This window comes from Butyricimonas sp. BSD2780061689_150309_C8, assembly GCF_015560935.1.
Taxonomy (GTDB): domain Bacteria; phylum Bacteroidota; class Bacteroidia; order Bacteroidales; family Marinifilaceae; genus Butyricimonas; species Butyricimonas paravirosa.
The window spans coordinates 59,777-76,432 of record NZ_JADMSV010000021.1 but is presented as its reverse complement, the minus strand read 5'-3'; the positions used below and the strand labels follow the sequence as shown (position 1 = coordinate 76,432).

Genomic DNA, 16,656 nt, shown 5'->3' with positions numbered 1-16,656 from the left:
TTGTACCCGGATCGTTTGTATATCATGGTACAGTCCGGGGATAAGAGTAGGATATTTTGGGGTTGCGGAAAATATTCCTTGTTTCTTTCTTTTTATTTAGAAAGATACTATATATTGGCAAATTATTTTGATAATTATGCGGCAATATAAAACTTATCTTTTTGATTTTGACTATACGTTAGTGGATTCGAGTAATGGAATTGTCATGTGTTTTCGTCATGTGCTGGACAAGCACGGGTATAAGAATGTAGATGATAGAGCAATAAAGCGTACTATCGGCATGACGTTGGATGATGCTTTCGCCCTCCTTACGGGGGTGTCTGGTCGGGAAGTTTTGGTTTCTTATCGGAAAGAATATGTAGCGAAAGCTGATGTATGCATGAGTGATAATACCATTTTGTTTTCGGAGGTTACCAATGTGTTGCAGGCTTTGAAACAGCAAGGATCAAAGATTGGTGTTATTTCAACCAAGTATCGTTACCGTATTATGGAGTTTGTGAACCGGCATTTTCCTGCTGGATTTTTTGATATTGTGGTTGGAGGGGAAGATGTCAGTAAAGCTAAACCTTCCCCTGAAGGGGTGTGGTATGCGATGAAACAGTTGAATAGCGATACTCGTGATTGTCTTTATGTGGGAGATAGTGTCATTGATGCCCAGACGGCTCAGGCTGCTGCTTTAGATTTTGTCGGGGTACTGCATGGTACAACAACCAGAGAAGAATTGCTTGCGTATCCACATATTGCTATAATTGATGATTTGGGAACGATAAGAGTGAAATAATTATTCTACATCATTGGGGGTAATATAAAAATTGGTTCTATGGGGTAAAGCCTTTTGTCAGGGCAGAGATTACCTGTTATTAAGGAGTACTATTGCATCAAAATGAACGTTTTTACACAATAGTACCCCTTCTGGAAAACTCTAATAATAATCCATTTATTTAATTATAACCATAATCATAGAGTCCAGCACAAGTTCTCATCTTATTTCATTTAAATTGCGAATCCATTTCTTTTCCAGTAAATATTCTGCGTCATTTTGGTGTTGTTTTGGAAGGCGTCAAAAGAGATCGGGAAGAATAAAGCCCCGTCTTTCACGTCTTGGGCTGAGAGGGTCTTGAATTTACCCCTGAGTTTTTCACGGAATGCCCTGTTACGGACAATATCAAGATATCTCGTGCATATCCCTTCGAGAAATAATTCTTTGTCTCTTTCTAGTGCAATTGCCTCTTCCAAGTTTTCATCCGGGGTATATTCTTTTGCCCCGGCTCGTTTCCTGATCACGTTCAAGTCGGCTATCGCTCCCGGAATATCACCGGATTTCGCTCTCATTTCAGCCCGGAGCAGGTATATATCTGCGAGACGAATCTGGATTTCATTCAGGTCATAGATAGAGAAGTAGTGGCTGAAAGTTAAGTTTGCTATAAGTTGGGAAGAGAGTTATTTAAAGTATATGTTTATCTTATTGAGCCGTTGTATAAAACCGTAAGAGAAGCTATGAAGATACTTTCAAGAAACTACTTCTTTTTCGTTGATCTCTCGAAGATTATTCAGAGCTTCTCCATACGAGCATGGATGAACAACGTTTGATCTTCGAATGAACTCTGAATGAGGGGTATTATTTGGTACTTATCTGTACTTTATTTGGAATATATTTCCTTTTGATTAATATTCTCTTTTCACTTTCCAGTTTAATGAAGGAACGGAGTCTTTTTTAATCATACTACCTTTTAATACTGTAAAGCCAGAAGCATTATAATATCCTTTAGCATTATATCCTCGACTTGTAGTATAGAAGAGGTGTAAATCTTGCTGTTCTTTAGTTTTAATTATTTCAAAAATATTACACCCAATAAAAGATGTTAAGAACTTAACATCCTCAAAAAATTCATCCATTGAGTCTCGTTGATATTCTGGTAGATTTGGAACTTTCGGTATTTGCTTATTTTCGTTTAACACAAACGTATTTGCTTTTTTAGCTTCGGTAATAGCTTTATGTTCTAAATATGTACGTATTGACTTCCTTTAGGATCCCCATCTATTAAATATGTAGTAACTGTTTTTCCCATAATTTATTTTATCGAAGGTATTTGTCTAATATCACTTTCTTTTGCTCAATGCATAGGTTCATCCTTGCTTTAGCTTCATTTATTATTGTTTCGTATTCTTCAACCTCTGTCATAGCCATATTTTGCACATCCAATGGTATATTAGGTATGGTTAAGCTCTTAATTCTATCAATAGAGGCTCTATTGCTACGATTAAATGCGGCTTGTTTGCCAGCCATCTCAAGCATAAACATCACAAAATGAGGGTTCATTTTCGTTTCATCTACTCGTAGTACTCCGCAATGATCTGTTGGGTAAAACGGTGTATTAGCAGGGATATAATTTACCATCCAATCGCCATCTATACCCCACAATATAGAACCTTTTGTAAAATCATCTATTAAAAGTTTATTAATCTTACCGAATGGTTCCTTAACATTGGCACTATACACTGGTATATCGTAGTTGTTATTCATCTCATTTGATAGAATTCTTTTGCCTATTAATATTGTAAATAATTGGTTATTGGAAAATTTTATTCTAGTCCAATTGGATGTGTTGGTAATTTGTAAAGCATCAAATACTTCTGCTATTTTGTGTTGATGACTCTCAATAGTTATTCGACTATTATTATACTCAGCATCAACTTTTTTACATTCTTCTATTACATATCTCTGTATGTCAGGAGGAACGTTAGGGATAGGTATTGTTTCAATATCTTTTGGATATACATGAGGTTGTGCTGCACCTTTTTGTAAGTAGAAAATCTGAGATTGAATACCTTTTAGGTAATTAAATATAAATTCTGTGGAGAAACCGTTAGTACCGATAATTGTAGTGCAGTCTGATGCAAATATTGGTTCATTCCAGTAATTGACAAATCCTGCATTTGCACCTGATGCACTTATAGTAATGACATTGGCATCTCTATTGGCTGTATCATGGTAGCAAGCGAAATCTATGCCTCCTGCCACAACTTTTATATTACCTTTTTTACATTGTGCAGAGGTAATGGACTGTCCTTTCTGAATTATAGCAACATCACGCAATTTGATTATAGCGTATTTACTAGTGATAGCAATTTGCTTTTCGACGGCTGTCTTTATTGCTTTGTCAAATTTTTCACGAGAAAAATCTAATAAATCAGAAGTATTTACATATTTAACATATTTACTGTTTAGCTCTGTTCCTTCCCAAGCTATATTATAAAAGGCATTTCGTATAGCTGCAGAGATTGTATTATTAGACCATCTTTCTGGTGCGTATAGTAAACCTCCTGCGTTTGTAATTTTAATGCCTTCAGAGCCTTTTCTATTACTCCATTCATACCCCAAAAATGTTTTTTGTTCTGTATTATCATCTGGTGATGCGATAATAACTGTTTGTTTATCATACGTTAAAGCAAAATAGAATAATTTTTCTCGTTCCAGATTCTTAACGAAACCAACAAATCTATTAAAAATCTCATGTTGTTTCTCTTCGTCTGTTTGTTTTTGAAATGATTTTGCCTTCTTTCTACTTATAAGTTCTGTGGATGATTCAAATGCTGCGATATACATGCTTGCATATTTGGACTTCTCTCTATCTTTAAGGACTGAACCATCCAACAAAGAATAGTATTCTTCTTTGGAAAGACCTAGGCAAAGTAGATACGCTTCAAGAATTTTATCATCAAGCCAATTTTCGATATTGGCTCTGTTAAGTATAGCTTCAACACTATCTTCGACTAGATCTCCCGGTTTAGGAGGTTCGTTGTATTTTTCAAGAAATAATATTGCAGTATTTGTTCCTGTAGCCCCGAAAGTCTTACTACCGAACAATACAATAGAATGCAGGTGAAAATTCTTAAAGATAGTTTCTCTTGCTCCAACATAACTACCGCTACCATTCGTTAGTATCGATACGGGGAGAATTACAGCAGCTAATCCTTGAGGTTTGAGTAGCTGTGCTATTCGCTCTACAAATAATGTCTCAATATCACCACCATCATTTGAAATGCGGTCAAGTAATGTCAGAGTGTTGTTTTTCAATTTCAAATGCGATTTAAAGGCAGATACAGAATATGGAGGATTGGTAACAAGTATATCAAATGAACCATTAATAATTTTCTTTTCCGGTGAATTTTCTAAACCGTCCCCAAAAATGATGTTACTTTCTCCTGCTCCGTTCATGAACATCGAAATCTTAGCAACTCTTGCCAAGCGATAATCTTTTTCAATTCCATAGATATAGTCCCGAACCCAATCGTTATTATCACTTTTTATTACAGAGTTTACAGCTTCAACTGCTTCGGTAAGAAAGTGTCCTGCACCACAAGCATAGTCTATGATTTTTGGATGTCGTAACGAACCTCCATTATTTACGTATTCCCTTAATGGAAGTGAATCCCAGATGAATCGAGTAATTGGTATTGGAGTAAAGAATTGTCCTTCGTTTTGCTTGAATCCTTTATTCAATAATTGTTCGAAAAGATCGCCTAAAAATTGGTGTTTAGATAGATAGACGATACGATATCTCTCAAAAAGTTGTACGATCTCAACGAGAATTTTACCGTTCTGAAGAAATAGTTCTTCGTTGTGAACATCTTTGAACGAAAAGTCATTATTGGAATAAAATTTTAATTTTTTCCTTTAAATCTTCGATAGCCTTTTTTCTTTGTGTCCCCGTGTAAGTTGTAAACAACCATTCCGGGTAATCAGCAGGGACATAGAATATTTTTTCACCCATAAAATCTTCCATACCCTCTTGATGTAACCGTTGTAATCTGTCTTGTAACGATTCGTATGTATCAGTGCCCTGCTTGTATTGGAATTCTACTTCGTCATTATCGCCTTTACGAATTTCATCAGCCAGTTTGCAGATGAACAATGCAACGAGACGATTAAATGCATTTTCTTTATCGCTGACATTATTGTGACGAAGAATTTCTTCGAATTTATTAACGATTTTATCATCTGGAGCAAAGTCCTTCAAATCCTTTTTGCGAAGAGGCTTTACGCCAATTTTATATGCTAAAGAATCATCTCCAAAGATGAGTTCTTGCCATAATTTCAACATATAGGTTTCTGTCCATACTTCAAATAATTCACTAACAGTATGGGCTTTAGAGTATAATTTTAAACTATCATCTTTCTTTGACAATAGCACTAAGTTAGCATCATCGAGACAGTTAATTATATCATTTTCACGTGTAATCTCCCTTCCTACAATGTCAGATGTATATAATGAAATCCATTTTGTACCTCTTTCTTGCTGCCAGTAACTAAATAATTGTCCTCCATCGGTTCGTAAAATTTTGAGAGCATCCTTATACTCTTTTCCATAAGTTTTACACTCGATTATCATCAACATTGAGTTATCTATATCGTAAACACAAATGTCAGCTTTACCACTTTTGGTATCATGACCCAAATGCCATTTTTTTTCTAACTCTATATGTTCAGGACGATAACCTTTTTTCAATAGTTGATTTATGCATTCAAAAACAACAAAATTTTCTGGATGTGCAAAGTTGCTCGTTGTATCATCATTGATTTTTAAACCACGATCTTGGGGATATATAATTTTCTCACTAATAAAGTCGACTTCTATACTGCAATTAACATCAGTAAACTCTTTTTTAAAGCGATGAGGTGATACCTCGGTGTACTCAAGAATTGATAATAACTTTTTGAGATTGCCTTTTGTTATCATAGGTAATATGCTTAATTCTTTGCTATTAATTGAATCTTCAGGATTTACTTGAAAGATTTTGTTATTTTGAATCGTACTTCTAAACTTGGTTGTCGGTAGTTACAAACGTTGGAATTGACAATGTGAAAACTTTTACCTGGTTTATTAGCTAGCCAAGTTTGTTTGATCTCTTTTTTTTCAAGTACTTTTTTTATGCAATTCATGAGTTTATTCATTGTTGCTATTCTTAAATATTCTAATACAAAGATAGAAAATATTGTGCTATAAAAAGAGAAAAGGGAAGAGGAAACTCTTCTTGGTTCAAAATGTTAAATTATATTCCACAATTCTTCCATGGAAGAGTATGGTTGTGAAAACTTTAGAAGTTATAAATGTATTTTTACCTTAAAACTTATCCCATTATTGCTTTTTTAGATATTTACTTTTTCTGCTATCAGCAAGTATTAAAAAAATAATATTGGTACTTGGAATAACGAGCAACAAAAAACACGTGTATTAAGACTATTTTGGAACCTTGCATGGCTTTTATTTTTGGATACCTATCAATTTTTGTAATTCATTAATTTGCAAAGGAGGGGTTACTTTATGTATCATAGCGTGGCAATTGGGACATATTGGTACAAGGTCAGTTTGGGGATTTATCTCGTATTCTTCTCCGATAGTAGATATCGGTGTAATATGATGCACGTGGATATAGTCTTGTCCTAACTTGCCATATGTGTCCCCAAAATTGAATCCACAGACCTTGCAAGAATATCCATTGGATTCGAGACATAAAAGACGTGCTTGAGGATTTCGCTCATATCGTTTTGATATAGTAGATCTAACCGCACCCTCTTTATAGGAATTTACATTAATCCTACCAGAGCCCCTTTTTAGGGTTTTCTCAAACCATAGTTCCTCAAGTTTTGATGCTACCGCATTTGGTATCTCCATCCCTGATGACTGTGGAGTCCAATTATAATTCAACAGCAGTGCTTGGAGCTCTTGAAGAGAAATAATAGGGTCTTCTGATAATTCATCAAATTCAATAATTACTCGATTTACCATTTGTCCATTATTACTCCAATGTTCCGATAGGAAGGGGGCAGTTGTAATGTACCCAGAACCGACAATTCCTTTGTTTTGTGTCTTGTTTCCAAGTCTTATCAAAAAAGCCCTGTCACCGACTGAGACCTGTTTATAGCTTCTAACACTCCATTTCTCAAGACGACTTCCTTTTTCTTTAATGTCTCTAATGGCATTAGATAAATTCTCCCAAGGCCAATTTTTCGGATTGTGTGCAAATAAAAAAGTCTTCATAGGCTCATTAATTTATTCTATTTTGTTGTTCTTGTTGCTCAAATACTTTCAAGCAATAAAATAGCAACAAAAATGGAATCATATATTATTGTTTAATATTGCTAATATGCTGATTAAAATCGTTTTATTGTGCATATTATTCTAGTTGGATGATCTGTTGTGTGTTGATTATCAGTATTTTAAATAGATCACTTTCCGATGCAGAAAATGTTTTGTATTATTTTGACTTGTAATAAATTGATATTTAATATATTATGTTTTTATGAAATGCTTCGGGGGACAAATTGGGGACAAAAATTTGGTTACAATCTGTAAAGAAAATACTAATACAATTTCGTTTTTGAAACTGTGATATTTTGGATCAACTTGTCCATCATGATGTTATGACATTATATATTCTCTTTATCCCTCTTTTTTTCTTCACTTTTATAGCTTCAAGTTTAGTCTTGTTTATTGTATATCTATCAAAGTTTTAAACTAAACTATTTTGCTTGCCAAAAGAAAGAGAGACTTTTTTTGACCGATTTGAAAACCGATAGCTGCTTTGGGGAGGTGTAGAATTATTCTGGGGAAAAATTAAAAAAGGTTCTAAACCAAACTGCATTCTGCTTCATAATGACGTATATTAGTGAATATGATATTTTCTTTTCTCTTTTCGCCAGTTATATTAGTTATTCTTATTACTTTTTTCACAGAATCTTCAGTGGAGCGCTTGAAACACTCAGTGTACTGAATAAAATGTAAAAATATCTGATAATGCATAGAATATCAAGAAGTATTATGTACAATCAGTTCTATCTATCCCAGATAGAGAAAAGGAGATACAGGAATCTCGTTCGCTGACAAGCATCAATGATTTTTTTAGAAGATTATTGTTGTCAAAGACCATATCGTGCCTCGCCGAAATGAGGAAGGAATACTCACTATTGAGCTATTTGATTTCTTGCTCAAAGAGGATAGTTTGGATATATGAAAAACAATATAAAAAGGACAATCTCAATGCCGATTTGTTACTGCAGGCTGCATTTGGAGAATTGTGTAGTTGATAGAAAGAGAACATCGCAAAGAACTACTCCATGTTGGCAAAAGATTTTCTTGTATTTTTGAATTCAATTTAGCTTTTTGGGGAAACTTGTCTATCTTTGTGAATAGTATTATGAAGTTAGGTGAGAAAATAAATATTTTCTACTGTATGAATTATTTGAAAGGATTTAATAATAAAGAACAGGCTTCATGGAAACTTTTTTATAAAGATTATTATGTTTCTATTTGTGCGTATGTAAACAAATTTGTTAGAGAACCGGAAGTCGTTGAGGATATAGTGCAAGAAACGTTTATTAGAATTTGGAAATCTTCACACCAGTTTCCTAATATGCAGGAATTAACTTGGTATTTGTATAAGGCTGCATATATGAATTCAATGGATTATCTCCGGGCAGAAAAATTACACCAGAAGTTGTTGAAAGACTTTGAGCAGGAGGATTTCGAGATGCCCGAGGAACATTTCACGATGACTGTGCAAGAAGAATTAATCCGTAGGCTTTATGCCGCTATCCGTGAACTGCCACAGGAGGTTCAAAAAATTCTGTTTTTAACTTTAGATGGTCTGTCAGGACCGGAAATTGCAGAACAATTACATATAAGTATTAACACGGTAAAATCCCAGAAAAAAAGAGGTTTGAAGATATTAAGGGAAAAATTACACCGTCCCGATTACTGGTTGTTCTTTTATTTTATTTATTCTTCACTTTGATTCGTGTTGATTATTAGAATGTTAATTGAAGAATAGACATTTTTTTTGAAAAAAAGTAGTTTTTATTCCACCCCAAATTAGTTTTCATTCATTATTAGGATGAAATAGTAATTGTTATGAGGTTAGAAAAAGATTTTCAAAAGAATGTCGATTTATTCGAAAAAGCTTTTTGGGGTACGTTAAGTACAGATGAAAAGGAGTGGTTTGAAACTCTTTTGAGGGAAAAACGTTGGTACGCTTTGTATGAATATATGCGGAGCGGAAAGTTCGTGGAGGAAAGAAGAGAAAAAGAATTAGAATTTAATCCAGACAAGGCGTTTTCTAATTTTGAATTTAGGATAGAAAAAGGAGGCAGGAAAATTTCTATATTCAAGAAAATAATATCCGTGGCTGCTGCAATAATTGTCTTTATTTCAACTTCTTTGTTATTTATACTTCCTGATGATAAAAGTGAGGGTATTTCCTCTTTTGCAGCAAATAGTACGATTGGACCTGGAAAAAATAAAGCTCGGTTATATTTGACTGACGGTAGTATGATCCCGTTGGATGAAGAATCGTTGGAATTAAAGGAAAAGGGAGGGGTCAATATAAAATATGAAAACGGAGAAGTACAGTACACGTCTTTAAATGACGTGGAAGAGATCACGTTCAATGAACTTGTTGTCCCTGTAGGGGGGGAGTGTTATGTTATTTTGGATGATGGAACTAAAGTATGGGTGAATTCAATGTCTAGTTTGAAATACCCGACTAAGTTTCAAGGGCAAGTTCGAGAAGTGTACTTGGATGGAGAGGCTTATTTTGATGTAGTTAAGAATAAAGGAGAGTTTATAGTTCATACTTTGTCTGGTAACGTAGAGGTGTTGGGAACCTCTTTTGGGGTTAGTGCTTATCGGGATGAGGAGATGTCTATGACCTTAGTTTCCGGTAAAGTGAGATATGTGGGAAAGGACACGGTGTTATTGAATCCGGGAGAACGTCTGGCAGTTTTAAAAGGAGGAAATACGGAGAAAAAACAAGTGAACGTGATGGAATACGTGGGCTGGAAGGATGGACGGTATGTTTTTTATAATCGTTCTTTGGGAGAGATAATGAGAGATTTGTGTCGTTGGTATGATGTGACGATTTCTTACCGGACTCCGGAAATTGAACGAAAACTTTTTTACGGGGACGTGGAGAGGTATGAGGATATAAACGTGTTCTTGGAATTATTGGAAAAGACAGAAGAAATTCACTATAAGATAGAGGGTAGACATATAGAATTTTATTGAAAAAGAAGAAGTCCCGTCTGGCAATAGGACTTCCCTTTCATGATGTATTAATTTTAACACGTTTCAAATTTATGAAAAAAAGAATTTATCAGAAATTCGAAGCAGTCATTTTTGTCTTGCGTTTTGGTATGATAAAAATGGCCTGGTTAACATTTTTGTTGCTTTTTCATTTTGAGGTAACTTATGCCACGAATGTCTTTCCGCAGGAAATGCGAGTGTCATTAGACTTGAAAGACGCTAGTATGCAAGAATTTATGCAGGTTGTGAAGGAGAAAACAGGGGTTAGTTTTATTTTTAGTGCGGCATTGATCGAGAAAGCTGGTAAAATTTCTTTACAGGTGAAAGATGAACCTTTGAATAAAGTTCTGAATGAGGTTTTTGCGGCTCAAGGTTTATCTTTTATTTACAAGAGTGGAGCCGTGATTGTGAAGAAGCAACAACCGGTGCAAGATGAAAAGAAGATTTTGGTAAAAGGTCGGGTGACAGATACAAAGAATACACCTTTACCCGGAGTAACCATAACGATAAAAGGTACTTCCGTGGGAACATCTTCGGATGTGAATGGAAAATTTCAAATGTTGCTTCTTGATTCTACGAATGTACTCGTGTTTTCATTTGTCGGAATGGAACCCCAAGAAGTAAAATACCAAGGGCAGGATTCTTTAGTAGTGAAAATGAAAGAGACAACAGAGGCTCTGGAGGAAGTGGTTGTGACCGGATACCAGGAGATCAGGGAAAAAACGGCAGTAGGATCTTATTCTAAAGTGAAATCGGAGGATTTGATCATGACCGGAACAAATTCTTTGGAACAGATGTTACAGGGTAAAGTCCCGGGAATGATGGTGATTAATAGCAGCGGTTTGACTGGACAGCGTCAAAAAGTGCGTGTTCGTGGAACGTCGACAGTTTTGGGTAATGCGGAGCCAGTGTGGGTGGTTGATGGAATTATTCAGGAAGACCCGTTACCCTTCGAAATGGAAGATTTTAACGCTACGATCGAGGACTCAGATTTGATGCGTGATTTCGTGGGGGGAGCTATTGACTGGTTAAATCCTAGTGAAATTGAAGATATTACAGTATTGAAAGATGCGGCGGCGACAGCAATTTACGGGGTAAAAGCAGCTAACGGGGTGATCGTGATTAGGACAAAGCGCGGGGAACGGGGGAAACCATCGGTAAGTTATTACGGGCGTTACTCCGGTAGCTTACGGTTGAGCTATGATCGGATGGAAATCATGAATTCTCAAGAAAGAGTGGAGTTGGCGCGAGAGGGGTTTGCCAGAGGAGCTCAAGTGCTGGACGAGACGATTGGTTACTCGGGTTTAGCTTTGGCCTATTTACGTGGAGAAATTACAAGAGAGCAGTTTGAAAAAGATGCTAAATACATGGAAACGGTAAACACGGATTGGTTCAAGATATTGTATCGTAATCCGTTGAACCAGGAACATAGCGTTAGTATCTCTGGGGGAAATCAAGATGGAACATATCGGGCATCAGTTGGTTATACTAAAACCCAGAACACGGCTCGAGGCAACGAAAGAGAACGTTATCGAGGAAGTATTAATATAACAAATCGTTTTAGTCCAAAATTAAATCTTTTTGTTTCCTTGAGCGGTTCTTATACTAAAACGCAGGCTTTTGCCAACGGGGTAGACCCTTTTGGTTATGCCATGAACACTAGTCGGACAATTCCTTGTTATGATGAAAGTGGTGGTTTATATTTTTATTCTCAGGCAAATGGATACAAGTACAATATATTGAACGAGTTGGCGAATTCTGGAAACGAGAATACTAGTAGTAGTATTAATATAAATGCAGACTTGCGTTATTCTTTGACAAATAATTTGCGTTTTGGAGTGACGCTGGGAGGAGGACGGAGTACAACTTTTGCGGAAACGTGGTTTACGGAATATTCAAACTACATTGCCGCAATGCGTGGGTATGATTACGGGACAATTTCTGTGGGAGATTCAAAATATCAAAATTCACAACTTCCTTTTGGTGGTTACCAAACAATTCAAGAAAATCGTAGTTTTAATTACACGATGCGCTTACAGGCAGATTGGGGGAAGAGCTTTGGTCTTGATCAAGAGCATAGAGTTAATGTAATGGCTGGGTGGGAGGCTCGTAGTTCCCAGTACAATGGGTATAGCAACAAGGCTTACGGGTATCAGCCGGACAGGGGAAAATCGTTTGCAACTTTACCCATGGTTATTCCCGGGACAGGATTGACCAACTCTTTGCTTGCAAACAAACCTCAGGTAACGGATCGTCTCTCTAATTACCTTTCATACTACGTGTCTGCTTCTTATAATTATTATCAGCGTTATTCTATTAGCATGAACGTGAGAGGGGACGCTTCTAACCGTTTTGGGCAAGACAAGCGTAATAAATTTACACCCGTATGGTCTACCGGTTTTCGTTGGAATATCACGGAAGAACCCTGGATGCAAAATGTAAAAAAGGTTTTCACTGATTTGTCTTTAATGGCAACTTTCGGTTATCAAGGTAATGTTGTGGAGGCTGTCAGTCCTGATTTGATTGTAAAATTTAACGAGGTAAATTCTGAAACGGGTGAACAATCATTATCCGTTTCAAAACGTCCATCACCTGACATACGCTGGGAAAAGACGTTATCCATGGATTACAATTTAAGCTGGTCATTGTTTCGGAACCGGATTAACGGTAATTTTTCTTACTATTACAAGAAAACGACCGACCTGATAGTTCAACAAAACGTGGCTTTGGAGAATGGGGTTTTATCGACTTATGTAAATCAAGGGGATTTGGAGAACTGGGGATGGGATATGTACTTGTCTTTCGTACCAGTTAGGACTGAAAATTTCACGTGGAGCGTGTCCACTACTTTCTCTCATAACAGTAACAAGGTGAGGGCAACTGTAAATCAAGAGAATCCAACATGGAGGAATGCGGTGGGAGGAACGTTTTTGAAAGAAGGTTACCCTGTCGGGGCTTTCTGGGCGTTTCGTTTTGTCGGTATAGACCAGCAAACCGGGGGGCCGATTATTGATGACACTGGAATTGAGCAGGAAATTGCTGGGGAGGATCCATCGGTGTACTTGGAATATATGGGACAAAGAGATCCCGCAACGAATCTCGGTATAAATATGGTGTTCCGTTACAAAAGATTTTCTTTCCCGTTGAGTATTTATTACGTGAATGGAGGTAAGCAATTTTTGCCAAACCCGTGGACGAATAACAAAGGATTGCCAACAGAGGCAAGAAATGCCTCGACAGAACTAAATAAACGTTGGCGGGTACCAGGAGATAGAACGAACATTCCAGGTATACCAGTTCGCGGGGGGTATGAAATGAAAACCTATAATTATACGAATCATGCGAGCGTGTCATACTATCCTTATGAGGCTTGGGGGTATTCCAACGCTCGAGTGGTCGATAAGTGGTACATTCGTTTTAACGATTTTTCATTTGCTTACGATTTACCAGAACGTTGGATTCGCGGTGTGTTTAAAAGTGTAAGAGTGTCTTTTTTTGTTTCTAATCCTCTGATAATTAAAAGTAAAGACTTTAAAGGTCGAGATCCAGAGGTGGCCATGGGTTCCCAACCAAGAGAGCGTTCATTCTCTTTGGGTTTAGATGTTAAATTTTAATCATTAACACTATCGATATGAATAAAAATATTTTTAAATATTGTTTATTGTTATTCCCTCTCGTGTTAGGTAGTTGTGGGCATTTTCTTGAAGAAGTTAGTCAAGATGAGATAAAACCGTCCACGGTGACAGACCTTGAGCAACTTTTGTTGGGAGACGGTTATTTTAACACGGAAGCTCAAGGGAGTGCTGGCAATTTTAATGCCTATTGTATCACAGACATGTTTACGGATGATATAAAGTGCAATGGTGTGAGTTTTACAGGATTACAGTACACGTACGATGCTTATGACTCGCAATTTTCTTGGAAAGACGAAATGTTTACTTTAGAAGGAGATGGCGATAACATCCAATTTTGGCAATTACCTTATAACGGGATTGGAACGTGTAACGTGATATTGGATCATCTGGATAAAGTGAACGGCGATGATGTGTTGCGTGAGCATATTCGAGGAGAGGTTTTGGTGTTACGCTCGTGGTATTTTTTACACTTAGTGAATTTTTTCGGAATGCCGTATAATTATGGGAATCCGGGGGAAAATTTGGGCGTACCTCTTCAATTAACTTCAGGAGTGACGGAGGAGAGACTTTATCGTAACACGGTACAGGAGGTGTACGATCAAATTCTTAAGGACATGACTCAAGGTTATCAATTAATGAAGCAAAACCCGGTTGATAAAAATTCATTTCGTGTAGGTCCATTGGCTGCGGCTGCCATGTTGGCACGGGTTTATCTTTACATGGAAAACTGGGACAAAGCAATTAATTATGCAGATACCGTGTTGCGAGAAAATTCAGTTTTATTAGATTTGAACAATCTGGCAAGGACGGGAGATGCGAGTGTTGTAAAGCAATTGTACCACTCTTCCGTGTACGACCCGGCACTTTCCGATGAAATTATTTGGGGGCGACCGTACGGAACATCCATTTACCTGAGAGATGTTCCAATTGAAGGTGTTGCCCCGTATTCGATAAGTGATTCCCTGCAGAATCTTCTTTTCCGTGGCAAAAGCTGGACAGCTATAGCTGAACAAGGAGACGTGGAGGATTGTCGAGCCATATTTTTCTTCGGATGGCAGAAAAGGGGCACGATAACTTACATCTACGCTCCGAGCAAGGGAACCGTTCCGGGGTTTGCTACTTGTAATAATTACCAGGGAATTCGTACTGCCGAGGTGTATTTAATCCGGGCGGAAGCTTACGCTCGAAAAAACATGGAAAATCCAAATGGAGAGTATGTTAGGAAGGCTTTAGTTGATTTGAACGTGTTGCGGGCTCATAGATTGACGGCAGAAACTTCTGGCAGAGATTTGGATATCACGGAGGCGAACGAATTATTCGAGGCTATTCAGGTAGAACGTCGGCTTGAATTGTGTGGAGAAACGAATAATCGTTGGTTTGATCTACGTCGTTGGGGAATGCCTGAAATTATTCATATGGTTGGAGCACGTGAAAGTGAAATGGAACCTGCCGTGTTGACGGAAAAGCAATACGTGTTACCCATTCCAGAAGAGGCGTTAAATAGAAATGGAAACTTAGTGCAAAATATTAGAAAATAAAGAATCATGAAGTTTAAGATATTTTATTTGCTTGTAGGCTTGTGCGCCTGGTGCGGTTGTCATGATGAGGAAAACTTGATTGCGAGTACAGAACCGGAGCCTTTTTTGAGTCTTCCACAAGGGGAGAACCCTTGGGATGACCGGATCATGGATTTATATAGGAACATGGGAATTGAAATCTTTTACAAATTCGAGCCGAAAGACGTGTATTTCAATTACACGTCGGGGGGGTGGAACGAGCTCCGTAATGACACGATAGCGAATGAAACTCAAGAATACCCCTACGGGAGTAATCCTTCTTTCGGTTTGCCATTTTTTGTTTTTAAAGATAGCACCAAAAGAGACTCGATAGAGATATGGGTTAAGAACACTTTACTGCCTTCGAATAAGCAGGGAGAATACCCGGTGGGAGAAACTTTGGATGAATACGGGCTACCTCTAGTGGTTAATGTTGAACCAGACAGAGAGGAACCAAGCTGGGCTTACGTGACAACTTTCCGTTTACTAATATCAAAGTTCACGTACAAGGTGGAATGTGCAGATTCTAGCTACGTGGACAAACAATTAGATTTGTTACAAGATGTGTTCTTAAACTATTATCCGTCATCTTTACTACGGGAAGGTCTTCCTCCGAGAATTATGCTTGGTAAAGATTTAATCATGTGTAATGAAAATGGAGAATTGATAGACACTGCTTACGTGTTGGGGCCTAATAATTTTATATTGAATTACGGGAATATTGCTGTGGATAAATTGTCTGAAGCCCGTAAGCGGTCGATTAAGACAAGTATGAATCAATGGTTTGTTACCGATCTAGTTTTCGATTTGATCTACACGGAGGTCTTGAATAATTCCACATGGTTCGAATTGACAGATTATGACGGGATGATGGAAGAGCAAACCGGGCCAACAACATTCGTAGGTTGTGCCAGGATGGCACAAGCGTACGGTTGGTTGAGCTATTACGTGGATTGTGATAAAAAGGAGACCTGGACGAACTGGACAAGAGAAATGAAGATGCGGAATGATTTGATGTCATACTTGGCTCTAATTGTTGCTTACTCGCAAGAAGAATTGCTGAAATTGCAAACGGCACAACGAGTTCCAGGTGGAACGGGAACCGCACGATGGTGGGCGAAAAACGGGATTGGTCGTTTGAGCAAGAGTCAGGATTATAGCGGGTTGGCTCGTAAAAAATACGATGCCCTTGTTGATTTCCTGAAAACGAAAAACCTTGATCTTGCCAAGGCGGGAGAGATTTTTTATGTACCAGAAAGTTAATTTAAAATAGAATGAAAAATAATTAAATATGTAGTATCCCGTTCTCCCGAATCGATTGTGTTTGGCATGATAAATTTGGGGATAACGGGATAATATATTGAAAATCTTTGTTGTGTTTTT

Annotated in this window: 10 protein-coding genes and 1 pseudogene; 6 read left to right on the top strand and 5 right to left on the bottom strand. The window is 37.3% G+C overall.

The window, feature by feature from the left end; all coding sequences use genetic code 11:
• The first annotated feature begins 136 nt into the window (after window positions 1-136).
• Window positions 137-781, top strand: a complete 645-nt coding sequence (locus I2I33_RS14845; RefSeq protein WP_087420409.1) for an HAD family hydrolase — start codon at window positions 137-139, stop codon at window positions 779-781.
• Between the two features lie 212 nt (window positions 782-993).
• Here the strand turns inward: I2I33_RS14845 and I2I33_RS14840 are convergent, their stop codons facing one another.
• The 5 genes and pseudogenes from I2I33_RS14840 to I2I33_RS14820 form a co-directional block, all read right to left on the bottom strand.
• Complete coding sequence (locus tag I2I33_RS14840) at window positions 994-1,368, bottom strand: RagB/SusD family nutrient uptake outer membrane protein (protein ID WP_255378863.1); 375 nt, start codon at window positions 1,366-1,368, stop codon at window positions 994-996.
• A gap of 303 nt (window positions 1,369-1,671) precedes the next feature.
• A pseudogene (locus I2I33_RS14835) lies at window positions 1,672-2,007 on the bottom strand (DUF4357 domain-containing protein); the annotation flags it as partial.
• A 70-nt stretch (window positions 2,008-2,077) separates the two neighbouring features.
• On the bottom strand, window positions 2,078-4,555 hold the full coding sequence (locus I2I33_RS20490) for an N-6 DNA methylase (protein WP_255378862.1): 2,478 nt from the start codon (window positions 4,553-4,555) through the stop codon (window positions 2,078-2,080).
• A 94-nt stretch (window positions 4,556-4,649) separates the two neighbouring features.
• Window positions 4,650-5,741 carry a type I restriction enzyme HsdR N-terminal domain-containing protein gene (locus I2I33_RS14825; RefSeq protein WP_087420406.1) on the bottom strand — a complete coding sequence of 364 codons (1,092 nt, stop codon included), beginning with the start codon at window positions 5,739-5,741 and terminating at the stop codon, window positions 4,650-4,652.
• A gap of 525 nt (window positions 5,742-6,266) precedes the next feature.
• Window positions 6,267-7,043 (bottom strand): HNH endonuclease, encoded by a 777-nt coding sequence (locus I2I33_RS14820; RefSeq protein WP_087420404.1) that lies wholly within the window; start codon window positions 7,041-7,043, stop codon window positions 6,267-6,269.
• A gap of 1,192 nt (window positions 7,044-8,235) precedes the next feature.
• On the opposite strand from I2I33_RS14820, the gene I2I33_RS14815 reads away from it, so the two are divergent.
• The 5 genes from I2I33_RS14815 (at window position 8,236) to I2I33_RS14795 (ending at window position 16,536) form a co-directional block, all read left to right on the top strand.
• Entirely contained in the window at window positions 8,236-8,796 is a 561-nt protein-coding gene (locus I2I33_RS14815; RefSeq protein ID WP_229128320.1) for an RNA polymerase sigma factor, read from the top strand.
• A 116-nt stretch (window positions 8,797-8,912) separates the two neighbouring features.
• A complete protein-coding gene (locus I2I33_RS14810) occupies window positions 8,913-10,064 on the top strand; it encodes a FecR family protein (RefSeq protein WP_087420402.1) in 1,152 nt (383 codons plus the stop codon).
• A gap of 71 nt (window positions 10,065-10,135) precedes the next feature.
• Entirely contained in the window at window positions 10,136-13,696 is a 3,561-nt protein-coding gene (locus tag I2I33_RS14805; RefSeq protein WP_195666837.1) for a SusC/RagA family TonB-linked outer membrane protein, read from the top strand.
• A gap of 17 nt (window positions 13,697-13,713) precedes the next feature.
• A complete protein-coding gene (locus tag I2I33_RS14800) occupies window positions 13,714-15,255 on the top strand; it encodes a RagB/SusD family nutrient uptake outer membrane protein (RefSeq protein WP_087420400.1) in 1,542 nt (513 codons plus the stop codon).
• Between the two features lie 6 nt (window positions 15,256-15,261).
• Window positions 15,262-16,536 carry a hypothetical protein gene (locus I2I33_RS14795; protein ID WP_087420399.1) on the top strand — a complete coding sequence of 425 codons (1,275 nt, stop codon included), beginning with the start codon at window positions 15,262-15,264 and terminating at the stop codon, window positions 16,534-16,536.
• The last annotated feature ends 120 nt before the right edge of the window (window positions 16,537-16,656 follow it).

Coding starts and splice junctions, on each gene's coding strand:
- I2I33_RS14800 (WP_087420400.1), top strand. CDS start 13,714: ATGAATAAAAATATTTTTAAATATTGTTTATTGTTATTCCCTCTCGTG.
- I2I33_RS14825 (WP_087420406.1), bottom strand. CDS start 5,741: ATGATAACAAAAGGCAATCTCAAAAAGTTATTATCAATTCTTGAGTAC.
- I2I33_RS14795 (WP_087420399.1), top strand. CDS start 15,262: ATGAAGTTTAAGATATTTTATTTGCTTGTAGGCTTGTGCGCCTGGTGC.
- I2I33_RS14805 (WP_195666837.1), top strand. CDS start 10,136: ATGAAAAAAAGAATTTATCAGAAATTCGAAGCAGTCATTTTTGTCTTG.
- I2I33_RS14845 (WP_087420409.1), top strand. CDS start 137: ATGCGGCAATATAAAACTTATCTTTTTGATTTTGACTATACGTTAGTG.
- I2I33_RS14820 (WP_087420404.1), bottom strand. CDS start 7,043: ATGAAGACTTTTTTATTTGCACACAATCCGAAAAATTGGCCTTGGGAG.
- I2I33_RS14810 (WP_087420402.1), top strand. CDS start 8,913: ATGAGGTTAGAAAAAGATTTTCAAAAGAATGTCGATTTATTCGAAAAA.
- I2I33_RS14815 (WP_229128320.1), top strand. CDS start 8,236: ATGAATTATTTGAAAGGATTTAATAATAAAGAACAGGCTTCATGGAAA.